Source organism: Acidovorax sp. A1169 (assembly GCF_030704685.1).
Taxonomy (GTDB): Bacteria; Pseudomonadota; Gammaproteobacteria; order Burkholderiales; family Burkholderiaceae_C; genus Acidovorax.
In genome coordinates this window covers 278,907-293,368 of the sequence record NZ_JAUZDX010000006.1, presented here as the reverse complement: position 1 = coordinate 293,368, position 14,462 = coordinate 278,907, and the positions used below count along the sequence as shown (strand labels likewise).

The 14,462-nt window shown below is 66.3% G+C and carries 14 protein-coding genes; 6 read left to right on the top strand and 8 right to left on the bottom strand.

The window, feature by feature from the left end; translation table 11 throughout:
* Positions 1-240: 240 nt before the first annotated feature.
* Positions 241-534: a DUF4148 domain-containing protein gene (locus tag QYL93_RS13165; RefSeq protein WP_305744039.1), complete on the top strand. Its 294-nt coding sequence runs from the start codon at positions 241-243 to the stop codon at positions 532-534.
* A 53-nt stretch (positions 535-587) separates the two neighbouring features.
* Entirely contained in the window at positions 588-881 is a 294-nt protein-coding gene (locus QYL93_RS13160; RefSeq protein ID WP_057206153.1) for a hypothetical protein, read from the top strand.
* Positions 882-1,004: 123 nt separating this feature from the next.
* Here the strand turns inward: QYL93_RS13160 and QYL93_RS13155 are convergent, their stop codons facing one another.
* Together QYL93_RS13155 and QYL93_RS13150 are read right to left on the bottom strand one after the other, a co-directional pair.
* Positions 1,005-1,643 carry a 3-oxoacid CoA-transferase subunit B gene (locus QYL93_RS13155; protein ID WP_057269769.1) on the bottom strand — a complete coding sequence of 213 codons (639 nt, stop codon included), beginning with the start codon at positions 1,641-1,643 and terminating at the stop codon, positions 1,005-1,007.
* Between the two features lie 2 nt (positions 1,644-1,645).
* Positions 1,646-2,353, bottom strand: coding sequence for a CoA transferase subunit A (locus tag QYL93_RS13150; RefSeq protein WP_305744038.1), 708 nt, complete (start codon positions 2,351-2,353; stop codon positions 1,646-1,648).
* A gap of 90 nt (positions 2,354-2,443) precedes the next feature.
* Between QYL93_RS13150 and QYL93_RS13145 the strand changes: the two genes are divergently transcribed.
* The gene (locus QYL93_RS13145) at positions 2,444-2,986 is read left to right on the top strand and encodes a PAS and helix-turn-helix domain-containing protein (RefSeq protein WP_057206148.1); all 543 of its coding nucleotides are present in this window, start codon (positions 2,444-2,446) and stop codon (positions 2,984-2,986) included.
* A gap of 3 nt (positions 2,987-2,989) precedes the next feature.
* Here QYL93_RS13145 and QYL93_RS13140 read toward each other — a convergent pair whose 3' ends face one another.
* The 5 genes from QYL93_RS13140 to QYL93_RS13120 form a co-directional block, all read right to left on the bottom strand.
* Entirely contained in the window at positions 2,990-3,379 is a 390-nt protein-coding gene (locus QYL93_RS13140) for a carboxymuconolactone decarboxylase family protein (RefSeq protein WP_179681061.1), read from the bottom strand.
* Positions 3,380-3,493: 114 nt separating this feature from the next.
* Entirely contained in the window at positions 3,494-5,698 is a 2,205-nt protein-coding gene (gene katG, locus QYL93_RS13135; protein WP_305744037.1) for a catalase/peroxidase HPI, read from the bottom strand.
* Positions 5,699-5,887: 189 nt separating this feature from the next.
* Positions 5,888-6,820 carry an NAD(P)-dependent oxidoreductase gene (locus QYL93_RS13130; protein WP_305744036.1) on the bottom strand — a complete coding sequence of 311 codons (933 nt, stop codon included), beginning with the start codon at positions 6,818-6,820 and terminating at the stop codon, positions 5,888-5,890.
* Positions 6,817-7,503 carry an RraA family protein gene (locus tag QYL93_RS13125; protein WP_305744035.1) on the bottom strand — a complete coding sequence of 229 codons (687 nt, stop codon included), beginning with the start codon at positions 7,501-7,503 and terminating at the stop codon, positions 6,817-6,819. The genes QYL93_RS13130 and QYL93_RS13125 overlap by 4 nt, the downstream gene beginning before the upstream one ends.
* A gap of 182 nt (positions 7,504-7,685) precedes the next feature.
* Positions 7,686-8,693 (bottom strand): tripartite tricarboxylate transporter substrate binding protein, encoded by a 1,008-nt coding sequence (locus QYL93_RS13120; protein WP_305744034.1) that lies wholly within the window; start codon positions 8,691-8,693, stop codon positions 7,686-7,688.
* Positions 8,694-8,814: 121 nt separating this feature from the next.
* On the opposite strand from QYL93_RS13120, the gene QYL93_RS13115 reads away from it, so the two are divergent.
* The 3 genes from QYL93_RS13115 to QYL93_RS13105 are packed head-to-tail and all read left to right on the top strand — an operon-like array spanning position 8,815 to position 10,974.
* Complete coding sequence (locus tag QYL93_RS13115) at positions 8,815-9,597, top strand: IclR family transcriptional regulator (RefSeq protein ID WP_305744033.1); 783 nt, start codon at positions 8,815-8,817, stop codon at positions 9,595-9,597.
* A gap of 43 nt (positions 9,598-9,640) precedes the next feature.
* Positions 9,641-10,222 (top strand): peroxidase-related enzyme, encoded by a 582-nt coding sequence (locus tag QYL93_RS13110; RefSeq protein ID WP_305744032.1) that lies wholly within the window; start codon positions 9,641-9,643, stop codon positions 10,220-10,222.
* Between the two features lie 20 nt (positions 10,223-10,242).
* Positions 10,243-10,974 carry a hypothetical protein gene (locus QYL93_RS13105; protein ID WP_305744031.1) on the top strand — a complete coding sequence of 244 codons (732 nt, stop codon included), beginning with the start codon at positions 10,243-10,245 and terminating at the stop codon, positions 10,972-10,974.
* Between the two features lie 286 nt (positions 10,975-11,260).
* Here QYL93_RS13105 and QYL93_RS13100 read toward each other — a convergent pair whose 3' ends face one another.
* Positions 11,261-14,335 (bottom strand): EAL domain-containing protein, encoded by a 3,075-nt coding sequence (locus QYL93_RS13100; protein WP_305744030.1) that lies wholly within the window; start codon positions 14,333-14,335, stop codon positions 11,261-11,263.
* Positions 14,336-14,462 lie beyond the last annotated feature (127 nt).

Here is a 14,462-nt window from a genome sequence, read left to right as displayed (position 1 = left end):
AGGTTCTTCTTCGGCCCGCAGCTGCAATGCAGCTGCGGGCTTTTTTTATGCCTGCCGCTCGTGCAACTGTTTTCAAAACTGGAACAGTCAGTTCGCGACTGGGTGGTTTTTCCCTGAACACACCAGGCGTACAGTTCATCCCATCGATGAGCCGAACTCGCAAGGCGACTCACCGAACCCGGTCAGAAACAGTTTTGTACCGGTTTTCGAGACGCTTTTTATCTTCCAAGGATTTTCATCATGAACACGACTGCACGCTTTCTCTCCATCGCCGCTGTTGCCGCTTTTGCATCGTTCGGCGCCTATGCCGACGAAGCCGATAGCTCGCAATTCGCCCTCAAGTTCGAAACCAACCGCACCCGCGCCGAAGTGGCTGCCGAAGCGGCCGTGACGGCCCGCACGCACAGCATGGAACCCGCTGGTTCCCGCGTGGTGACCTACCAATCGACGGCCGACCGTGCCGCCGTGCGTGCCCAGGCTGCCGAAGCCCTGCGCACCGGCCAGATCTCGTCGGGCGAAGCTGGTTACCTGTAATCCGCACCGCCCTGCAGCAAGCCCCCTTACCCCCATTTGATCGGAGAATCACTATGAACAACACCGCACGTTTCCTGTCCATCGCTGCCGTTGCCGCTTTCGCTTCCTTCGGTGCCTACGCCGATGAAGCCGACAGCTCGCAGTTCGCCCTGAAGTTTGAAACCAACCGCACCCGCGCCGAAGTGGCTGCCGAAGCTGCCGTGGAGGCCCGCACGCACAGCATGGAGCCTGCCGGTTCCCGCGTGGTGACCTACCAATCGAAGGCCGACCGCGCCGCCGTGCGTGCCGCTGCTGCCGAAGCCGTGCGCACCGGCCAGATCCCTTCGGGCGAGATCGGCGTTCTGTAATCCACGCCAGGCAAGGCTGCAGACCGCACTGCTGCTTCCATGCAAAAGGCCGGGGCCCCTCACGGGGCCCCGGCCTTTTGTCTTGTTCGCTGCGCGCCCATGAAAGGCGCGGCAGCGTACCAATCACTGCAGCACGGTCACGCCGGTCTTGGCCTGCAGCGTTTCAAACGTCACGCCAGGGGCCAGTTCGATGAGCTTGAGGCCTTCGGGCGTCACGTCCAGCACGGCCAGGTCGGTGATGATGCGGTCGACCACGCCCACGCCCGTGAGGGGCAGCGTGCACTGGGGCAGGATCTTCAAGTCTTCGGTGCCGTCCTTCTTCTTCGCCACATGCTCCATGAGCACGATCACGCGCTTGACGCCAGCCACCAGGTCCATCGCGCCGCCCATGCCCTTGACCATCTTGCCCGGGATCATCCAGTTGGCCAGGTCGCCCTTTTCGCTGACCTGCATGGCGCCCAGGATGGACAGGTTGATCTTGCCGCCGCGGATCATGGCAAACGACTGGTCGCTGCCGAAGATGGACGAGCCCTTGATGGTGGTCACGGTCTGCTTGCCGGCATTGATCAGGTCGGCGTCCACCGCGTCTTCTGTCGGGAAGGGGCCGATGCCCAGCATGCCGTTCTCGGACTGCAGCCACACTTCCTTGTCACCCGTGAAATTGGCCACCAGCGTGGGGATGCCGATGCCCAGGTTCACGTAGAAACCGTCTTCGAGTTCTTGCGCCGCGCGTGCGGCCATCTGGTCTTGGGTCCACGGCATGGTCAGGCTCCTGCTTTCTCGGTGATGGTGCGTTTTTCGATGCGTTTCTCGGGGTTGGCGTTGTGCACGATGCGGTGCACGTAGATGCCGGGCAGGTGGACCTGGTCGGGTTCCATGGCACCGGTTTCCACGATCTCTTCCACTTCGACGATGCAGACCTTGCCGGCCGTGGCGGCCGCAGGGTTGAAGTTGCGCGCCGTGAGGCGGAACTGCAGGTTGCCGGACTTGTCGGCGCGCCAGGCCTTGACCAGCGACACGTCGGGCACCAGCGAGCGCTCCATCACATAGGTTTCGCCGTCGAACTCGCGCAGCTCCTTGCCATCGGCCACGATGGTGCCCACGCCGGTCTTGGTGAAGAAGGCCGGGATGCCCGCGCCGCCGGCACGCAGCTTCTCGGCCAACGTGCCCTGGGGCGTGAATTCGAGCTCCAGCTCGCCCGCCAGGTACTGGCGCTCGAACTCCTTGTTCTCGCCCACGTAGGATGAGATCATCTTCTTGATCTGGCGCGTATCGAGCAGCTTGCCCAGGCCGAAGCCATCGACGCCTGCGTTGTTGGAGATCACGGTGAGGTTCTTCACGGCCGAATCGCGCAGGGCGTCGATCAGGGCCTCGGGGATACCGCACAGCCCGAAACCGCCGACAGCCATCAACTGGCCATCTGCAACCACGCCTTCCAGCGCTTTGGCTGCGGAGGGAAATATCTTGTTCACCACGATCTCCTTGCGAATGTTGGATACGCTACGATACTACGTACCCGAATAGGTAGTACCCCGTAAAGACTTGCACTATGGACGCCACCGATGGACGTTGATTACAAACTCGCGTTTGACATGGCCCCCGTGGGCCTGGTGCTCTCGCGCAACCGCACCATGGTGGACTGCAATCGCCAGGTGTGCGAGATGTTCGGCGCCTCGCGCGAGCTGCTGATCGGACAGTCGTTCCAGGTACTTTATCCGAGCGCCGACGAGTACGAGCGCCTGGGCGCGCACATGGAGCCCATCCTCAACGCCAAGGGCCACTACGCCGACAACCGCATCATGAAGCGTGCCAACGGCGAGGTGTTCTGGTGCCACGTGTCAGGCCGCGCCCTGAACCGCGAAGACCCCCACGCCTCGGGCATCTGGAGCTTCGAGGACCTGAGCTCGCAGCGCCCCGTGAAGGCCGAGCTGACCGGCCGCGAACGCGAAGTGGCCGCGCGGCTGCTGGAGGGCCTGACCTCCAAGGAGATCGGGCGCACCCTGGACATCAGCCACCGCACGGTGGAGATCTACCGCGCGCGCCTCATGCGCAAGTACAACGCGTCGACAGCCGCCGACCTGGTGCACAAGCTGCTCGCAGGCTAGGCCTTATTTCTTCGGCCCGTCGATCACCTCGGCGGCGGTGCGAAAGGCATCGACTGCTGCGGGCAGGCCGCAGTAGATGCTGGCGTGCAGCAGCACTTCCTGGATCTCGGCCGCCGTGGCGCCGTTGTTGAGCGCGCCGCGCACATGGCCCTTGAGCTCATGCTGCTTGCCCAGCGCGGTGAGAAAGGCCACGGTGACCAGGCTGCGCGTCTTCATGTCCAGCCCCGGGCGCTGCCAGACATCGCCCCAGGCATTGCGGGTGATGAACTCCTGGATGGGCTGGGTGAACTCGGTGGCGTTGCCGAAGGCATTGGCCACGAAGTCCTCGCCCATGACCTGCTTGCGCGTGGCCAGGCCTTTGTCGAAGTCCTTGGTGGATGGGGGTTGCGTCATGCGGGCACTCCAATACGGTTGGGGCCGCCATGTTAGCCGGCCCGCCCCTGCGGGCAGCACAACGCCACCGGCCCTGCCCCGCGAAGGGAAAGGACGGTGGCGTTGTCAGCTTGCTCAGGCGTCGGCGGTTGCGCCAGCGAGGTCAAAACGGTCCAGGTTCATGACCTTGGTCCAGGCCTTCACGAAATCCTGCACGAACACCGCCTGCGCATCGCTGCTGCCATACACCTCGGCCAGCGCACGCAGCTGCGAGTTGGAGCCGAACACCAGGTCGGCCACGGTGCCCGTCCACTTCGCTGCACCGGTGGTGCGGTCCACCCCTTCGATGACACCGGCAGCCGAGCCGGATTTCTGCCACCGCGTGCGCATGTCCAGCAGGTTCACGAAGAAGTCATTCGTGAGCGCGCCGGGCTGCTGGGTGAACACGCCATGCCGGCCCTGGCCCGCATTGGCGCCCAGGGCGCGCAGGCCGCCCAACAGCACCGTCATCTCGGGGCCCGTCAGGGTGAGCTGGTTGGCGCGGTCGATCAGCAGCTCGGCCACGGCTTCCTCCAGGCCGGGGCGCACATAGTTGCGAAAGCCATCGGCCAGCGGCTCCATGACCTCGAACGAGGGCACGTCGGTCTGCTCCTGCGAGGCGTCCATGCGGCCTGGCATGAAGGGCACACTCACCTCCTGGCCGGCGCTGCGGGCGGCGGACTCGACGGCCGCAGCACCGCCCAGCACGATGAGGTCGGCGATGGAGATCTTCTTGCCACCGGTCTGCGCGGCATTGAAGTCCTGCTGGATCGCTTCGAGCTTGCCCAGCACCTTGGCCAGTTGCGCCGGCTGGTTCACTTCCCAGCCCTTCTGCGGCGCCAGGCGGATGCGTGCACCGTTGGCCCCGCCGCGCTTGTCGCCGCCACGGTAGGTGGAGGCCGAGGCCCAGGCGGTGGACACCAGCTCGGACACCGACAGGCCCGATGCCAGGATCTTTGCCTTGAGCACCGTCACGTCCTGTGCATCGACCAGGGCATGGTCCACCTCGGGGATCGGGTCCTGCCAGATCAGCACTTCGGCCGGCACCTCAGGGCCCAGGTAGCGCACACGCGGACCCATGTCACGGTGCGTGAGCTTGAACCAGGCGCGCGCAAAGGCGTCGGCGAACTGTTCGGGGTGCTCCAAAAAGCGACGCGATATCTTCTCGTAGGCCGGGTCCTGGCGCAGCGAGAGGTCGGTGGTGAGCATGGTGGGCACGCGCTTCTTCGACGGGTCGTGCGCATCGGGGATGGTCGCCTCGGCGCCCTTGGCCGTCCACTGGTGGGCGCCGGCCGGGCTCTTGGTGAGTTCCCACTCGAAGCCGAACAGGTTCTCGAAGAAGTTGTTGCTCCATTGCGTGGGCGTGGTGGTCCAGGTGACTTCCAGGCCGCTGGTGATGGCATCGCCGCCAAAGCCGCTGCCATGCTTGCTGATCCAGCCAAAGCCCTGGTCCTCGATGCCGCCGCCCTCGGGCTCCTTGCCCACCAGGGCGGCGTCGCCCGCGCCGTGCGTCTTGCCAAAGGTGTGGCCGCCGGCGATCAGCGCCACGGTCTCTTCGTCGTCCATGGCCATGCGGGCAAAGGTGTCGCGGATGTCGCGCGCCGCAGCGATGGGGTCGGGGTTGCCGTTGGGGCCCTCGGGGTTCACGTAGATCAGGCCCATCTGCACGGCGGCCAGGGGCTTGGCCAGGTCGCGCTCGCCGCTGTAGCGCTTGTCGCCACCGAGCCAGGTGGTCTCGGCACCCCAGTAGACGTTTTCATCGGGTTCCCACACGTCGGGGCGGCCACCGGCAAAGCCGAAGGTCTTGAAGCCCATGGACTCGAGCGCCACGTTGCCGGTGAGGATCATCAGGTCAGCCCACGAAATCTTGCGGCCGTACTTCTGCTTGATGGGCCACAGCAGGCGGCGCGCCTTGTCCAGGTTGGCGTTGTCGGGCCAGCTGTTCAGGGGCGCAAAGCGCTGCTGCCCTGCCCCCGCACCGCCGCGGCCATCGGCCAGGCGGTAGGTGCCGGCGCTGTGCCAGGCCATGCGGATGAACAGCGGGCCGTAGTGGCCGAAGTCGGCCGGCCACCAGTCCTGCGAGTCGGTCATCAATGCGTTCAGGTCGGCCTTCACGGCGGCGAGGTCCAGGCTCTTGAACTCGTCGGCGTAGTTGAAGCCGTCGCCCATGGGGTCGACCAGCGGGGAGCTCTGGTTCAGCGGGCGCAGATTGAGCTGGTTGGGCCACCAGTCGGCGTTTCCACGGCCCTTGGGCGCGGCGGCCTTACCGTGGTCGAAAGGGCATTTGGTTTCTGTCGTCATGGGTCTCTCCTGGAAAACGGTTCTAAGCACTTTGCGAAACCAATGTTAGGAAGCAATCCATGGCGCGTAAATTGAATCGATTGAATTTTGTCGATAGCCAATATTTATCGAAACACCAAAGCCATTGAGTTTTCGCGTGCTAAGCCGACTCATCCCTGCAGCCTCTCTGGACCAGCTGCAGCCCTGGACTCAGGTCTTGGCCGGCTGGCGCGCCAGCAAGGCGAGCAGGTTCCTGGCCGCGCCCACGCCCATGTTCACGTAGGCATCGCTGGTCACGCCGCCGATGTGCGGCGAGAGGATGAAATTCGCCTCGCCCTGGAAGGCGTGGCCGGCGGCCATGGGCTCCACCGCAAAGCTGTCCAGCCCCGCGGCCATCACCTGGCGGCTGCGCACGGCCGCCAGCAGGGCCGGCTCGTCGATGAGGCCGCCGCGTGCGGTATTCACCACGATCACGCCGCGCCTGCACTGCGCCAGCGTCGCCGCGCTGAGCATGCCCCGGTTCTCGTCGGTCAGAGGGCAGTGCAGCGAGATGGCGTCGGACTCGCGCCAGATGGTGGCCAGGTCCACGCTCTCGATATACGCCGGCAGGTTCTTCGCGAACGGGTCGAAGCCGAGCACCCGCATGCCCAGCGCGTCGGCCATCTTCGCAAAGCGCAGGCCGATGGCGCCCAGGCCGACCACGCCCACCGTGCGGCCACCGAGCTCCAGGCTCTTGTGCGTGGCCTTGTCCCAGTAGCCGGCATGCATGCGGGCATCGAGCGCCACCACCGACTTGGCGCAGGCCAGCAGCAGTGCCAGGGCCTGCTCGGCCACCGCTGCGGCGTTGGCGCCTACGGCGGCCACCACCTCGATGCCGCGCGCCTTTGCCGCCACCTTGTCGATGGTGTCGGTGCCACTGCCGTGCTTGGAGATGACCTTGAGCGAGGGCGCCGCATCCATCACCGCCGCGCCGACCTTGCCGTAGCGCACGATGATGGCTACGGGGTCGTGGGTGCGGCACAGGGCCACCAGGTCGTCCTCAGTGGGGGCCTTGCCGGCATAGCCGATCTCGAAGTCGTCGAGCAGTGCCAGGGCCTCCCCGGCCAGGTCGGCGCCCGTCACGATGATGCTCGGGCGGCTCACAGCGATTCCCCTTCCTTGAGCACACCGGCCGCGCGCAAGGCGGCGGGCAGCCACTTCGATGCCGTGTCGCCGCGGGCAATGGCCTCGATGCGCGCGGCCTCGTCGGCCACCTTCCTTTCGGCCAGGGCCATCATCGCGGGTGCCTTGGCGCGCTCGATCACCACCACGCCGTCGGCATCCCCCACGACCAGGTCGCCCGGGTGGACCATGGCGCCGCCAGCCGAGATCGGGTGGTTGATGCGGCCGGGCACGTACTTGGTGGGGCCGGCGGGGTTGAAGCCCGCGCTGAACACCGGAAAGCCCAGGTCCAGCAGTTCGAGCTTGTCACGGATCGCGCCGTCGACGACCACGCCGGCCAGCCCCAGCTTCTTGCAGGCGCTGAGCATCAGCGTTCCCATCAAGGCCGCCGTCTGGTCGCCCTTGCCGTCGATCACCAGCACGTCGCCCGGCTGGGCCAGGGCAATCGCGGCGTGGATCATGAGGTTGTCGCCAGGGCGCACCTCGACGGTGAAGGCTGGGCCTGCCACCTGCATGTCCTGGTGGACCGGGGCCACGCGGGCGTGCATGGTGCCGCGCCGGCCGGCCACGTCGGCGAGGATGGCCGCCTGGAAGGTGGCGGCTTTCTGGACGACCTGGGCGCTGACGCGTTCTATGTCACGGATGATTTCTGGAAGCTGGCCCATGGTGGATTCCTTGTAGAGAGCACGGAAAGCGGTGAAACCGGTGCGGCAGCGCCGGCGGTGGCTGGGACATGCCCATGCCGCAGCGCGACCGCTGACTTGAAGCGGCTGCAGGTAATACGGATGGAAATTGGGCAGGGCAACGCGTTGGTCGCAAGGCCCCTGCGGCTATCGAGTCCTACAGACTAGTCGAGGCTTGCGCCCGAGTCCTTGACGATCTTTCCCCAGCGCGGCACCTCGGTGCGCAACAAGTGGCCGAACTGTTCGGACGTGCCGCCCATCACATCGCCGCCTTCGCTGCGCAGCTTGTCGGCCACGTCGGGTTGCTGCAGGGCCTGGTTGATGGCCTTGTTGAGCTGGGCCACGATGGATGCGGGCGTGCCGGCGGGCGCAAGGATGCCGAACCAGGTCACAGCGTCGAAGCCCTTGTAGCCCGACTCGGCCAGCGTGGGCACGTCGGGCAGCTGGCTGGCGCGCTTGGCCGAGGTGATGGCGATGACCTTGAGCTTGCCGTTGCGCACCTGGCCCAGCAGCGTGGGCACGGAGGACATGTACAGGTCGATCTGCCCGCCCACCAGGTCGGTCATGGCCTGGGCCGCGCCCTTGTAGGGGATGTGGCGCAGTTGAATGCCGGCGGCGTTTTCGGCCAGCTCGCCCGACAGGTGGGCCACGGTGCCGTTGCCCGAGTAACCCAGGGTGAGCGCATCGGGCTTGCCCTTGGCAGCGGCCACCGCGTCGGCAAAGGTCTTGTAGGGCGAATTGACGGGCGCGGCGATCACGATGGGCGAGGACGACACCAGTGCCACGGGCACCAGGTCCTTGAGCGGGTCGTAGGGCAGCTTGGGATACAGCGTGGGGTTGATGGCCAGGTTGCTGGTCTGGCCCATGACCAGCGTGTAGCCGTCGGGTGCGGACTTGGCGGCGGCGTCCACGCCCAGGTTGCCGCCCGCACCGGGTCGGTTGTCCACGATCACGTTCCACTTGTTCTGGTCGGTGAGCTTCTGGGCCACGGTGCGGGCGATCATGTCTGTGCCGCCGCCGGGCGGGAAGGGCACGATCAGGCGGATCGGCTTGCTGGGGTAGGCGGCCTGCGCGAAAACCGTGCCGGCCGGCATGGCAGCGGCGGCGAGCCCGAGGAAGGCAGCGCACAGGTGTGCACCGGCGGAACGCGAAAGCGATGGAAGCACTGGCATGGATTTGTCTCCGTTGTGGTGGTTCGTCACGCCGGCCTGCAAGCCCGGCGCCGTGGGTGCGACTTTACGCAGACGTTTCAACCCATACAATGGAGTTGCACACCATGAAACGAATTGCGCCATGAGCAACACCCCTGAAAAGCCCTCGGCCCCTGCCGCATCGCCGGCCGCCGATACCACCAGCGGTGTCATCGCCGTCACCCGCGCGCTGCAGGTGCTGGAGGCGTTTGCGCTGGGCGAATCGAGCCTGCCCCTGGCCGAGCTGAGCCGGCGCTGCGGCCTGCACAAGACCACGGTGCTGCGCCTGGCGCGCACGCTGGCGCAATCGGGCTTCATGGTGCAACGCGAAGATGGCGACTGGCGCCTGGGCCCTGCCGCAGGCTGGCTGGGCGCGCGCTACCAGGCGGGCTTTGACGTGCAGAACGTGCTGGAGCCGGCGCTGCGCGAGCTCACCCATGCCACGGGCGAGAGCGCCGCCTTCTATGTGCGCGAAGGCCAGGTGCGCACCTGCCTCGTGCGCGTGGAGGGCCCGCAGGCGCTGCGCCACCATGCGCGCATGGGCGAGGGCCTGCCGCTGGACAAGGGCTCGCCGGGGCGCGTGATCCTGGCCTTCTCGGGCGAGCCGGGCAAGGCCTACGAAGCCATCCGCCAGAAGGGCTACCACTGGTCCATTGGCGAGCGCGAACAGGGCGTGGCGACAGTGTCGGCGCCGGTGTTCGGCATGCACTGGCGGCTGATGGGCTCGGTGTGCATCTCGGGCCCGGCTTCGCGCCTGCCGGCAGAAAAGCTCGAAGCCCTCGCGCAGACCGTGATGGCAGCCGCCACGCAGCTGTCCTATGCGCTAGCGGGCAACACCGCAGCGCCCTCGCACAGTCCGGTACGCGCCACCCATTGGCATCCTTGAATCCCCGATACTGGTGCCCATCAGAAAAAACAAGGAGACCGACGTGACCCGCTACCCCGCCCCATCGCTCGACAGCCTGCCCGAGGACATCCGCGCCCGCATCCTCGAAGTGCAGGAGAAAGCCGGCTTCGTGCCCAACGTATTCCTGGGCTTTGCCCGGCGCCCGGCCGAGTGGCGCGCTTTCTTCGCCTACCACGACGCGTTGATGCTCAAGGAGGAAGGCAGCCTGACCAAGGGCGAGCGCGAGATGATCGTCACCACCACCAGCGCGGCCAACCAGTGCCTGTACTGCGTGGTGGCGCATGGCGCCATCCTGCGCATCTATGAGAAGAAGCCGCTCGTGGCCGACCAGGTGGCGGTGAACTACCGCAAGGCCGACATCAGCCCGCGCCAGCGCGCCATGCTCGACTTTGCCATGAAGGTCTGCGAGCAGTCGCACGCCATCGAAGATGCCGACTTCACCGCCCTGCACGCGCATGGCTTCGACGACGAGGACATCTGGGACATTGCGGCCATCACCGCCTTCTTCGGGCTGAGCAACCGCATGGCCAGCTTTGCCGGCATGCAGCCCAACCCCGAGTTCTACCTTATGGGCCGCGTGCCCAAGGCAAAACCCTCGGCTTGAAGCACTCCATGCACACGGGCATGTCCAGTCGTTCGATGGCAGCATGGTGGTGTGCGGCATTGGTTTGCCAGGCTGGCACCCATGCCGTTGCCAGCGGCTTCGCACCGGGCAACGGCACGCTGGATGCACAACCCCTGGCAGTGCAAGTCCCGTCGGGCACGCTCTCGCCCCTGTCGAGCACCCAGCCGCCCCTGTTGCTGCTGCGCCAGGATGTCGCCGGACCGACGTACTACCTGGCGGTGGGCCTGGGCGTGCCGCGCTACGGCATAGCCGACCTGCCCGGTGCCGGTGCCTGGCGCGTGGAGCCCGATGCCGACTGCGCCCGCCTGGTGCCCGTGGCACTCGACGAGGTCAAGCAGCCGGCCGTGCAGCCCGTCACCGCGCAGCAGAACGCCCTGCCCCTGCACTGCGCCGCAGCGTTCGAGGGCAGCTGCACCAGCCGCGACCAGCGCTTGGGCTTGGGCACCGCGTTCCTGGGAACCCGGCGCACAGCGCGCACGGGCGGCGGCTTCTTCGGTACCGAAGGGCAGATCACCAGCACCTTCTACACCGGCGTGCGCACGCTTACCATCGAGCACCTGTCCTCGGGCCGCCATTGGCGCATGGACGAAGCGCTGCAGGACTCGGCCGGGTACAGCGCGCCGCAGACGGCCATCCGCTACCTGCCGCAGCTGCAGCGGGTGCTGTTGCTTGGCGTGAGCAATGGCCCGGAAGGCCCGCAGGGTCGCTGCATCGCCCTGCCACCGGGCTGAGCCAGGCTGAGGCAGCGCTCATACGGATTTGCATTCAATTGGATAACTAGTGTCCTGTCCCGCAAATAAATGCCAATAAAACCGCGTCATTCACGCCAGGGCCGCGTTGCAAATCCTCGCGATAGCTACGGCTATCGCTGCGGTTTGCGCCTTGCCCTGGCGCGAAATCCATCGGTTTTATTTTTGGCATCTATTTGCGGGACAGAACACTAGGCGGGAGCCGCAGACAGTGCTGTAGCACGGCAAGGCGAACCAACGACGTTAGCCGGTTGAAGGCAAAGCCGTATCAGGCGAAGTTGCCTTGCGTTTCGGTGGGGCTTGTGCGCTGCACGAGCAGCGCCGTCGCAGCCTCCACGGGCATCGGCCGGGCATACAGATAGCCCTGCACCTCGTCGCAGCCATGGTCCTTGAGGAAATCGCGCTGCTCGGGGGTTTCCACGCCTTCGGCGATCACGCGCAGCTTCAGGCTCTTGGCCATGGCGATGACGGCCGAGGCGATGGCCTCGGCTTCCTCGTTGCCGTGCCTGCCCAGGTCCAGGATGAAGGAGCGGTCGATCTTGAGCTTGCTCACCGGAAAGCGGCGCAGGTAGCTCAGGCTGGAGTAACCCGTGCCGAAGTCGTCGATGGCGATCTGGATGCCCTTGCCCACCAACTGGCGCAGGATGTCCACCGCAGCATCCGTGTTGGCCATCAGCGTGCCTTCCGTCAACTCCATCTCCAGTGCGCCGGCAGGCAGGTCGAACTCCGACAGGACACGGCCCACCTCGTGCAGGAAGTCAGGCGCCTGGAACTGCACCGCCGAGAGGTTCACCGCAATCGGCAGGGGCACCAGCCCCTCGCCGCGCCAGCCGGACCAGATGCGTGCCGCCTCGCGCAGCACCCAGGTGCCGATTTCCGCGATCATCCCCGAGGATTCGGCAATCGGAATGAAGCGCGCCGGGGACACCGGGCCCCGCGTCCGGTGCGTCCAGCGCAGCAAGGCCTCCATGCCCACGGGCTGGCCATGCGACAGCGTGAACTGGGGCTGCAGGTGCAGCTCGAGGTCACCCACATCGATGGCCTGGCGCAGGTCCACCGCGAGCAGCATGTCATCGTAGGCCGAGGCGTTCATCTCGGGCGCATACAGGCGCCAGGTGTTGCGCCCCTGGGCCTTGGCGATGCGCATGGCGGCTTCGACGTTGTGCAGCAGCTCCTCTGCGGTGCGCGCATGCTCGGGGCTGCTCGCAATGCCAATGCTGGCGGTGGGGGACACCGGGTGCTCCTGCGCGCCCAGGCGGATGGGTGGTGCCAGCAGCGCACGCACCTGGCTGATCAGCAGTGCATGGGTGACGGGGTTGCCCGCCAGCACCAGCATGAATTCATCGCCCCCATAGCGGTACAGGCCCTTGAGGTCCGCGCTGAGCCCCCGCAGGCGCTCGGCCACCTCGACCAGGAAAACATCGCCCTGCGCGTAGCCAAACGATTCGTTGACGCTCTTGAACCGGTCCAGATTGACCAGGGCCAGCGACAGGCTGTTGTGGGGCGCTACACCCTGGACATTCAGCGCAGCGATGTACTGCGGCAGGTCCTGTTCGAGCCTGGCGCGATTGGGCAGCCTGGTCACGGGGTCGTGCACCGCCAGGTACTCGGCCTGGCTTTCGGCCTGCTTGAGGCGGGTCAGGTCCGTGAACAGGTCCACGTGCTGCTCCACCTGGCCGTCGGCACCGCGGTGCGCACAGACCAGCAGGCGCGCCGGGAAGACCGTACCGTCCTTTCGGCGGATGTTCATCTCGCCCTCCCAGAAATCCTCGGCCTTGAGGATGGCGCGCGCACGCTCGACCCCTGCAGGATCGAGCCCCGCATTGAGGATCACCGTGGGCTGCCCCCGCAGGTCTTCGAGCGTATAGCCCGTGATCTTCGTGAGGTGGGGATTGATCGAGACGATGAGCTTGTCACGGTCGCCGACCACGATGGCAGCAGCGGAGCGGTTGAAGAAGCTCGCGGCCACGCGCAGCTGCGTTTCCACCTGGGCTTGGCGCGTGATGTCGCGCCCTATGCCCACATAGTAGCGCTGGCCCTCCGACTCGAAGCAGCCGACCGTGCCTTCCAGCAGGAAGGTGCTGCCGTCGGCGCGCAGCCGGGGGATGCGAACGTGGCGCGACTCGCCAGGCTGCATGGCCTCCAGGATGGCTGCCTGCTGCGCGGCCTGATCGGGCGGCCGAAGACGCTGGGCGTTCATGCCGATGAGCTGCTCGCGCGGATAGCCATACACGTCGACCGTCGCCTGGCTCACGTCGAGGATGGTACCGTCGTTGTCGGTCAGGAAAAAGATATCGGTCGAGTCACGCATCACCTGCTCATAGTGCCGGCGCAGCCCGGCCTCGCGCGCGGCGTGGCGGTGGTGTTCGCCGCGGCGCCAGGCTGCGTAGAGCAGCGAGCCGAAGAGGAGTAGAACCGCCACCCCGAGGACCAGGAGACTGCTGCGCGCTTGCACCGCCGCATACACCGCCTTCTCGGGCATCAGGCTGAGCACCATCCACGACGGCAGCAGGACGTTCTCGCGCCGCGCCATCACCGCCACGCCATGGCGGTTGGGCCCCTGCACCACGGAAACACCGGGCTCTGTCAGCAGGTACTCGACCACGGGCCCAGGCCCATGAAGGGGCTGCAGCCCGGGCCCGCTGGCCGGTGCAAGGATCTGCAGGCCCCGTGCATCGCGGTGCACCAGAATGGTCTCTCCACCCCAGTTCGGCAGCCTGGCCTTGGCCAACGTATCCACCAGCCACTGGAGGTCCATTTCCATGTAAAGCACATGGCCCGTTCCCCGGGTGCTGTCGGCAATGCTGCGCGCCAGGGCCAGGCGCAGCCCTGCGCCATTCTCCGCAGGCAGTTCGATCCACCGCGGGTAGGCACCCGTTCCAGCCTGCGCCACGCGGCTGCGTTGCTGCGCGTCCAGAGGGGCTCCGCTGCTGAACACCGCCTTGTCCGTGCCGACATCGACGACCGCAATGCTCCGGTAGCCGTAGACGCGCCGGATGCCTTCGAGATGCTGCTGGATGAAGGGGGTGTACTCGGCGCGCTGCGCCTCGCCCTGCCACCAGTGGTCGAGTGCCTTGACCAGCAGGGGATTGGAGCCGATGGCCTCGGCATCGCCAGAACGCTCCGTGAGCCAGGTGTCCAGCGAGTGGGCCGACAGTTCGGAAGTGACCCGCAGCGTCTCGGATGCAATCTGTTCGGCATTCCGCTGGCCCTGCAAATGCAGGGCAATCCCCAGCGCAATGACGCCAGCCACAAAGGCCGCAAAGGCCAATGGCACTGCCCAGCCAGGCAGCCAGGCGCCAGATTGCGCACCATTGCGCGCGGGACTGCTCTCTGTGGCCATGGCCGAAACCCCTCGTGACCGGGAAAAGCGGCGTGGCCAGAATATCGCCAGCCTTCCCCATTTCTTCAATGACCCGTGCGGCCTCCATCAGCCGCCCGACCCCTGTGATCGGCCCATTTAGTCCGAT

What these genes read in the sequence shown, in the direction of transcription:
- QYL93_RS13165 (WP_305744039.1), top strand. Translation starts at nt 241, where the DNA reads ATGAACACGACTGCACGCTTTCTCTCCATCGCCGCTGTTGCCGCTTTT.
- QYL93_RS13120 (WP_305744034.1), bottom strand. Translation starts at nt 8,693, where the DNA reads ATGCCAGTGCTTCCATCGCTTTCGCGTTCCGCCGGTGCACACCTGTGC.
- QYL93_RS13100 (WP_305744030.1), bottom strand. Translation starts at nt 14,335, where the DNA reads ATGGCCACAGAGAGCAGTCCCGCGCGCAATGGTGCGCAATCTGGCGCC.
- QYL93_RS13125 (WP_305744035.1), bottom strand. Translation starts at nt 7,503, where the DNA reads ATGGGCCAGCTTCCAGAAATCATCCGTGACATAGAACGCGTCAGCGCC.
- QYL93_RS13140 (WP_179681061.1), bottom strand. Translation starts at nt 3,379, where the DNA reads ATGACGCAACCCCCATCCACCAAGGACTTCGACAAAGGCCTGGCCACG.
- QYL93_RS13155 (WP_057269769.1), bottom strand. Translation starts at nt 1,643, where the DNA reads ATGCCGTGGACCCAAGACCAGATGGCCGCACGCGCGGCGCAAGAACTC.
- QYL93_RS13145 (WP_057206148.1), top strand. Translation starts at nt 2,444, where the DNA reads ATGGACGTTGATTACAAACTCGCGTTTGACATGGCCCCCGTGGGCCTG.
- QYL93_RS13105 (WP_305744031.1), top strand. Translation starts at nt 10,243, where the DNA reads ATGTCCAGTCGTTCGATGGCAGCATGGTGGTGTGCGGCATTGGTTTGC.
- katG (WP_305744037.1), bottom strand. Translation starts at nt 5,698, where the DNA reads ATGACGACAGAAACCAAATGCCCTTTCGACCACGGTAAGGCCGCCGCG.
- QYL93_RS13115 (WP_305744033.1), top strand. Translation starts at nt 8,815, where the DNA reads ATGAGCAACACCCCTGAAAAGCCCTCGGCCCCTGCCGCATCGCCGGCC.
- QYL93_RS13160 (WP_057206153.1), top strand. Translation starts at nt 588, where the DNA reads ATGAACAACACCGCACGTTTCCTGTCCATCGCTGCCGTTGCCGCTTTC.